This window comes from Inquilinus sp. (assembly GCF_057815775.1).
Genome location: NZ_JBYRFX010000145.1, coordinates 1 through 8001 on the forward strand (window position 1 = coordinate 1; position 8001 = coordinate 8001).

Sequence of the window (8001 nt, forward strand, 5' to 3'; positions counted from 1 at the left end):
CGATAGGCCAGGATGTCGATCCGTCCTTCGACGGCGTCGATGTAGTCGGCGCCGGCGCAGTTGACGTGGACATGCGACGCCAGCGCGTCGCGTAGCCGCACCACGCCGGCGGCATAGCCAAGCGGGCGCGTGGCCAGGTTGAAGCCGCCGCGCAGCGTGGCCAGCGGCCCGGGCTTGGCCAGGGTCAGGCGCTTGCCGTCGATCCAGGCGCCCTCGCCGCGGATGGTCCAGGCGGTGCGGTTCTCGATCGGCAGATGGATCCAGCCCATCAGCGTCTCGCCCTTGCGCGCCAGGGCGACGATGGTGGCGAAGCGCGGCCGGCCGGCGACGAAATTGGCGGTGCCGTCGACCGGGTCGACGATCCAGACCGGGTCGTCGCCGTCCAGCAGGTCGAGCACGGCGGGGTCCTTGGCGTAGGCCTCCTCCCCCAGCACGCGCGATCCGGGCAGCAGCGCGGGCAGCCGTTCCGCCAGCCGGATCTCGCTCTCCTGGTCGGCAATGGTGACGAGGTCGCCGGGCGCCTTCTCCATCACCGCCCCCGCCTCCAGCCGGCCGAAGCGCGGCAGGATCAGCTCCCGCGCCGTTTCGGCGATCAGGGCGGCGACCTGGTCGATGTCGGGCAGGCGCATCGGAAGGGAGTCCTCAGTGTCGGGCAGTGCCGAGCTGGCGGTGCAGCCGCGCGGCGTCGTTCGGATGCAACCGGGCCCGGACGAAGACGTTGGCGCCGTCGTTGCGGGCTTCCAGCACCTCGCCATGGCTGTGCAGCCAGGCCATGGTGCGGCCGTCGGCGATGTCCAGCTTCACCGTTACCGTCTCGCGATCGGCGTTGATGCGCCGGGCGACCAGCGCCAGCAGCTCGTCGCAGCCCTCGCCGGTGAGGGCCGAGATCACCGCTTCGTCATGGCCGCGGCGATGCGTGGCGGTGGACAGGGTCTCGCGCTCTGCCTCCGGTAGCAGGTCGGCCTTGTTCAGCACCTCGATCACCCTTCCGTCGGCATCGGTGTCGATGTCCAGGTCGCGCAGCACGCGCTCGACATCCTCGCGCTGGGCTTCCGTGTCGGGGTGGGAGATGTCGCGGACATGCAGGATGATGTCGGCGGCCTGCACCTCCTCCAGCGTCGCCCGGAAGGCGGCGACCAGATGGGTCGGCAGGTCGGAGATGAAGCCGACCGTGTCGGACAGGATGATCTTGCGCCCCTGCCCGGCCTCGATCGCCCGCATCGTCGGGTCGAGCGTGGCGAACAGCATGTCCTTCGCCAGCACCGTGGCCCGGGTCAGGCGGTTGAACAGGGTCGATTTGCCGGCATTGGTGTAGCCGACCAGCGCTACCACCGGGTACGGCACCCGGGCCCGGGCGTCGCGGTGTAGCGACCGGGTGCGGCGGACGTCTTCCAGCTGCCGCTTGATCTGGATGATGTGGTCGTCGATCTGGCGGCGATCGAGTTCGATCTGGGTTTCGCCGGGGCCGCCGAGGAAGCCGGCGCCGCCGCGCTGCCGCTCCAGATGGGTCCAGGACCGCACCAGGCGCGAGCGCTGGTAGCTGAGATGCGCCAGCTCGACCTGCAGCTGGCCTTCGCGGGTGCGGGCCCGTTCGCCGAAGATCTCCAGGATCAGGCCGGTGCGGTCGATCACCTTGACCTTCCAGCGGCGCTCGAGGTTGCGCTGCTGCACCGGGCTGAGCGTGCCGTCGACCACGACGAGGCCGGCCTCGGTGGCCGCGACCACGGTCGACAGCTCCTCCAGCGCACCTTCGCCGATCAGGGTCGAAGGCTGGGGCCGCGACACGCGGACGCAGCGGGCCTCGGCGACGTCGAGGGAGATCGCCCGTGACAGGCCGACCGCCTCCTGGAGCGAGGCTTCGGCAGTGCGCCCGGTATCGCCGCGGGCGCTGGGCAGGACGGGATGAATCACGATGGCGCGCCCCGAGGGCGCGCCATCAACACCGGGATTTTGTCCCAAAAGGATCAGGCCTCTTCCTTCTGCGGCTCGAACAGCTGGATCGGATGCGCCGGCATCACAGTCGAGATCGCATGCTTGTAGACAAGCTGCGAGTGTGCGTCACGGCGAAGCAGGACCGAGAAGTTGTCAAACCAAGTGATGATACCTTGCAGCTTCACCCCGTTGACCAGGAAGATTGTCACCGGGATCTTGTTCTTCCGGACGTTGTTGAGAAACACGTCCTGAACGTTTTGTGCTTTTTCTGACATAAGTTCGGGTCCTGCTGCTTGATTTTATTGGAGCCCCGTCGGGCCCGAGCCACACGATGTGGCACCGAAGGACAATATGGTAACCCACAGCGCGGAGAAAAGAGAGAGCTGTGCATGGTTATGATGCGCAGGCACCTCGTTATGATGCGCCAGGGCCGTCGGCATGCGCGACATAGGCTTCCAACATCTTGCGCGCCAACGGTCCCGGGGTGCCGTCGCCGACCACCCGGTCGTCGATCCGCACCACCGGGGTGACGAAGCTGGTGGCGCTGCTCATGAATGCCTCCCGCGCCGCATGGGCTTCCTCCAGGTCGAACGGCCGCTCCTCGAAGCGCAGCCCTTCCGCCGACGCGATCCCGAGGACCGACTGCCGGGTGATGCCGTTGAGGATATCGTGGCTGGCCGGCCGGGTGACCAGCACCCCGTCCGCCGTCAGGATCCACGCATTCGACGACGTGCCTTCGGTGACGAAGCCGTCTTCGTCGACCTGCCAGGCCTCGAAGGCGCCGCTCTCCGACGCCTGTTGCTTGCCCAGGTTGTGGGCAAGCAGGCCGACGGTCTTGAGGTCGCAGCGCTGCCAGCGGATGTCGGGGATGGTGATGACCCGCACGCCGGCCTTGGCGTTGCCGCCCAGCACGGCGCGCCGCGTCGTCATCACCAGGGTCGGCCGTGCCGCGACGGGGAAGCGGAAATCCCGCGGCGCCACGCCGCGGGTGACCTGCAGGTAGATCAACCCGTCGCGCACGCCGTTGCGGTCGATCAGCCGGCGCATGATCAGCTGCATCACCCGCCGTTCGCACGGCCAGGCGATGCGCAGCTCCTGCAGCGACCGGTCCAGCCGGTCGAGATGGCCCGCCTCGTCGATCAGCCGGCCGCGGCGGATGCTGACCACCTCATAGACGCCGTCGGCAAACTGGAAGCCCCGATCCTCGACATGCACCGCAGCTTGCGCATGCGGCACATAGCGCCCGTTGACATAGGCGTCGCGCGCCATTCCCCGATATCCCTTGTTCTGCGCCGCGCCCATTCCGCGCGAAACTAGTCGACGAGCTTGCCGGTCCGGTCGCCGGCGCCATGCACGCCCAGGCTCTTCATCTTGCGATGCAGGGCCGAACGCTCCATGCCGATGAATTCCGCCGTGCGGCTGATGTTGCCGCCGAAGCGGGTGACCTGGGCGATCAGGTACTCCCGCTCGAACAGCTCGCGCGCGTCGCGCAGCGGCAGGCCCATGATCTCGCTGCCGCGGTCGCCCCGCAGCACCGCGGGGGCGATGGCGCCGATCTCCGGCGGCAGCATGTCGGCGTGGATCGGCATGCTGTTGTCGCCCGCCGCCATGATCAGCAGCCATTCGATGACGTTGCGCAGCTGCCGGACGTTGCCGGGCCAGCTATAGGCCTGCAGCGCCGCCATCGCGTCCTCGCCGACCAGACGCGGCATCAGCCCCTGGGTGTCGGCGGCGCGCATCATGAAGTGGCGGGCCAGCAGCGGAATGTCCTCGCGCCGGCTGGCCAGCGGCGGCACCGCGATCGGCACGACGTTCAGGCGATAATACAGGTCTTCCCGGAACCGGCCCTCGGCGATCTCGGTCGGCAGGTCCTTGTTCGAGGAGGCGATGACGCGGACGTCGACCTCGACCTTGGTGATGCCGCCGACGCGGACGAAGGTCTGCTCCTGCAGCACCCGGACGATCTTGCCCTGGGTGGCCAGCGGCATGTCCGCCACCTCGTCCAGCAGCAGCGTGCCGCTGTGTGCCTGCTCGAAGGTGCCGACCTTGCGGGTGGCGATGACGCCGTCGATCGCCGCCTCGTTGCCGAACAGCTCGTCCTCCAGCCGGTCGGGATGCATCGCGGCGCAGTTCAGCGCGATGAACGGGCCGTCCGCCCGCTTCGACAGGCCATGGATCTGGCGGGCCACCACCTCTTTGCCGACCCCGGCCGGGCCGGTGATGAGCACGCGGCTGCCGGTCGGCGCCGCCCGTTCGATCTGCTGGGTCAGCTGGCCGATGCCCGGCGACTGGCCGATCAGCTCGACCTCGGTGCCGGCGCGGATCCGCAGTTCGGCATTCTCGCGCCGCAGCCGCGCCGCCTCGATGGCGCGGTCGACCATCAGCAGCAGCCGGTCGGACTTGAACGGCTTCTCGATGAAGTCGTAGGCGCCGTGCTTGATCGCGGTGACCGCGGTCTCGATGTTGCCGTGGCCGCTGATCATCAGCACCGGCACGCCCGCATGGTCGCGCCGGATGATGTCGAGCAGTTCCAGGCCGTCGATCGGGCTGCCCTGCAGCCAGACGTCGAGGACCACGAGACTCGGCTGGCGGGCAGCAAGCTCCTGCTGCGCCTGCGTCGTGTCGCCGGCCTCCCGCGTCGTATAGCCTTCGTCGTCGAGGATGCCCGAGATGAGCATCCGGATATCGGCCTCGTCGTCTACGACGAGAATGTCATGCGCCATGACCCACCGCGTCCTTGGAGCCCGCAGTCGTCACCTGCTGGATTGATTCATCCGGCTCGACGCCGGCTGGCAATTTGTCCGGCCCGGGGCCGGCTGGGGCAGCCGGCATGCCCGCCTGTTCGAGCGGAAAGACGAGGCTCACCCGGGCACCACCGCCCATGCGATCCTCGAGAACCAGCCGGCCGCCGTGATCCTCCATGATTTTCTTGACGATAGCGAGCCCCAATCCTGTGCCTTTGGTACGGGTGGTAACGTAGGGTTCGGTCAGCCGTTCCCGATCGGCGGTGGGCAGTCCCTTGCCATTGTCCTCGACTGTGATCCAGGCCTCGCCATCGGCGTAGTCGAGAATCATCCGGACCGCACCCTTCGGCAGGTCGCGGCCTTCGGCGATGCGACCTTCGATCGCATCCACCGCATTCTGCAGCAGGTTCGTCACCGCCTGGGACAGCTGCCGGGAATCGCAGGGCACGGCCGGCCGCGCATCGGGCTGGCCGAAGCTGAAGCCGACCTTGGCATGGGCGTTGCGCTGCAGGAACATCGCCTGCTGGCAGGTTTCCGACAGGTCGATCGGCTTCATGACCGGCGTCGGCATGCGGGCGAAGGCCGAGAATTCGTCGACCATCCGGCCGATGTCGCCGACTTGGCGGACGATGGTGTCGGTGCAGGTGATGAAGGTCTGGGGATCGTCCGTGATCTGCTTGAGATATTTGCGTTTCAGCCGCTCGGCCGAGAGCTGGATCGGCGTCAGCGGGTTCTTGATCTCATGGGCGATGCGGCGGGCGACATCGGCCCAGGCCGCCTTGCGCTGGGCCGACAGCAGCTCGGTCACGTCGTCGAAGGTGACGACGAAGCCGCGGACTTCGCCATCCAGCCGCTCTGCCGCGATCCGGGCCAGCAGCGTGCGCGTCTCGCTGTCGCGGTAGATCTTCACCTGGCCTTCGACCACCCGCCCCTGCCGGGCCCGGGCGCTGTCCAGCAGGTCGGCCATTTCAGGCACCGCGTCATGCAGCGTCTGTCCGACCAGCTCGTCGAGCGAGCGGCCGAGCAGGTCGGTGGCCGACCGGTTCGGCAGGTTGATCCGGCCATCCTGGTCGAGGCCGAGCACCCCGGCCGAGACGCCCGACAGCACCGTCTCGGTAAATTGCCGGCGCTGGTCGAGCTGGCGGTTCGCCTCGATCAGCTCGCGGCGCTGGCTTTCCAGCTGGTTGGTCATGCGGTTGAAGGACCGGGCCAGGCTGCCCAGCTCGTCGGTGCTGTCGCTGCCCTGGACCCGGATCGACAGGTCGCCCGCCCGCACCCGCTCCGACGCCATGATGAGCTCGCGCAACGGCCGCACCAGCGTGTCGGCGAACACCAGGCCGATCCACACCGCCGCCATCAGCAGCAGCACCGCGACGATGACGTAGATCGCCGTGAAGATCAGCTGCAGCGTCGATCGCCGGCCCTCCAGCGCCCGGTATTCCATCACCGCGCTGTTGGTGCGCTCCATATGGGCCAGCACCTGGGCGTCGACGCGCTTGCCCACCAGCAGGAAGGCCTCGAACGGGAAGCCGTTGAGCCGGACCAGGGCGCGCACCCGGTTGGAGACATCGTCCGTCATCAGCACGACGCGCTCGTAATGCGGATTGCCCGGCGTGGCGCGGTCGAACACCGACCGGTCGATCTTCTCGAACAGCGGCACGGTGTAGCCGGACCGGGCGATGATGTTGTTGTCGCGGTCCAGCACCATGACGTCGGGCAGGCGCTGCGCCAGCGTCCCCACGGTCAGCAGGTCGTTGAACGCCTTGCTGTTCGGCTGCAGGAACTGCGCGTTCTGGTCGATGCTGTTGGCCAGCGCCAGCGTCGAGTAGCTGACGTTCTTCTGGTTCTCCTCGAGATAGCCCTGCGCCACCGAGAGGGATTCGTTGATGGCGGTCGAGACCCGTTCGGAGAACCAGGTCTGCACGCTGATGTGGAAAATCACCGCCGAGAAGATCGCCACCAGGATCGCCGGCGCGACCGCGACCACGGCGAACAGTGCGACCAGCCGGACATGCAGCCGGGACCCGGCGGAGCCGCGCCGCCGCGCCGCCCAGATCGCCACCAGCCGGCGGGCCACGATGGCACCGAGCATCAGCAGGATGGCGAGGTCGAGGTTCAGCAGCAGGTACACCGTGTCGGTGTCCTTGCCGAAGGGCGGGTTGCTGCTGAGGGCAGCGTAGGTGGCGACGCCGGAGGCGACGGCGGCGAAGATCAGCACCGCCGCCAGCTTGTTTTCCAGCCCCACCCGGGCGGCCCATTGATACAGCTGCCGCCAGAGGGATGGAGGACTCGCGGCGTTGGTGGTCATCAGCGCTGGATCTTTGGGCGTCGGAAGGGTCAGCCCCTAGCTTAGGCCACGGACCACCGGGATGTCTAACTCGCGGATTTTCTTGCGCAAGGTGTTGCGGTTGAGGCCGAGCAGCTCGGCCGCCCGGATCTGGTTGCCCCGGGTGGCCGTGAGGCTCAGCGTGATCAGCGGCCGTTCGACCTCGCGCAGCACCCGATCGTACAGGCCACTCGCCGGCAGGCTGCCGGCATGCGCCGCGAAATAGTCGCGCAGATGCCGCTCGACCGCGGCCGACAGCCCCTCCCCGGCCGGCTCGGTCCCCGCCTCTACCGGCCCCGGCTGCGGCAAGGCGTCACTCAGCTCGGCCTCGATCACGTCGACGCCGATCGTCTCCTGCGAATACAGGGCGCACAGCCGGCGGGCCAAATTCTCCAGCTCGCGGACATTGCCGGGCCAGCGATGCCGCGTCAGCCGCTCCATCGCCCGCTTGTCCAGCGCCTTCTCGCTCATCCCCTCGGCCGCGGCGCGGCGCATGAAGTGGCTGACCAGGGCCGGGATGTCTTCCGACCGCTCGCGCAGCGGCGGCAGGCGGATCGGCACGACGTTCAGGCGGTAGAACAGATCCTCGCGGAACAGCCCCTGCCGCACCAGGGTGCGCAGGTCGCGATGGGTGGCGGCGACGATGCGGACATCGGCGCGGATCGGGGTGCGGCCGCCGACCGTGGTGTATTCGCCCTCCTGCAGCACGCGCAGCAGCCGGGTCTGGGCCTCCATCGGCATATCGCCGATCTCGTCCAGGAACAGCGTGCCGCCCTGGGCCTCTCGAACCGCCCGGTGGAGCGCGACAGCGCGCCGGTGAAGGCGCCCTTCTCATGGCCGAACAGCTCGGATTCGATCAGGTCGCGCGGGATCGCCGCCATGTTGATGGCGACGAAGGGGCCGGAGCGGCGGCGGCCGTAATCATGCAGCGCCCGGGCCACCAACTCCTTGCCGGTGCCGCTCTCGCCGGTGATCATGACCGTCAGGTCGGTGGCCATC

Annotated in this window: 6 protein-coding genes and 1 pseudogene; all 7 read right to left on the reverse strand. The window is 68.4% G+C overall.

All coding sequences use genetic code 11. From position 1 onward, the window contains the following. Window positions 1-629 (reverse strand): inositol monophosphatase family protein (locus tag AC3XYG_RS05290; RefSeq protein ID WP_489138770.1); only part of this gene is annotated, 629 nt, incomplete at its 3' end. Window positions 630-642: 13 nt separating this feature from the next. Continuing rightward, entirely contained in the window at window positions 643-1911 is a 1269-nt protein-coding gene (gene hflX, locus AC3XYG_RS05295) for a GTPase HflX (RefSeq protein ID WP_489138771.1), read from the reverse strand. Between the two features lie 53 nt (window positions 1912-1964). Continuing rightward, the gene (gene hfq / locus AC3XYG_RS05300) at window positions 1965-2207 is read right to left on the reverse strand and encodes an RNA chaperone Hfq (RefSeq protein ID WP_026870608.1); all 243 of its coding nucleotides are present in this window, start codon (window positions 2205-2207) and stop codon (window positions 1965-1967) included. A 139-nt stretch (window positions 2208-2346) separates the two neighbouring features. Continuing rightward, window positions 2347-3201, reverse strand: coding sequence for a D-amino-acid transaminase (locus tag AC3XYG_RS05305; protein WP_489138772.1), 855 nt, complete (start codon window positions 3199-3201; stop codon window positions 2347-2349). Window positions 3202-3245: 44 nt separating this feature from the next. Next, a complete protein-coding gene (gene ntrX, locus AC3XYG_RS05310) occupies window positions 3246-4655 on the reverse strand; it encodes a nitrogen assimilation response regulator NtrX (RefSeq protein ID WP_489138773.1) in 1410 nt (469 codons plus the stop codon). Beyond that, window positions 4645-6984, reverse strand: coding sequence for a sensor histidine kinase NtrY-like (locus tag AC3XYG_RS05315; RefSeq protein ID WP_489138774.1), 2340 nt, complete (start codon window positions 6982-6984; stop codon window positions 4645-4647). The genes ntrX and AC3XYG_RS05315 overlap by 11 nt, the downstream gene beginning before the upstream one ends. Before the next feature lie 36 nt (window positions 6985-7020). After that, window positions 7021-8001, reverse strand: a pseudogene (locus AC3XYG_RS05320) (sigma 54-interacting transcriptional regulator); the annotation flags it as partial.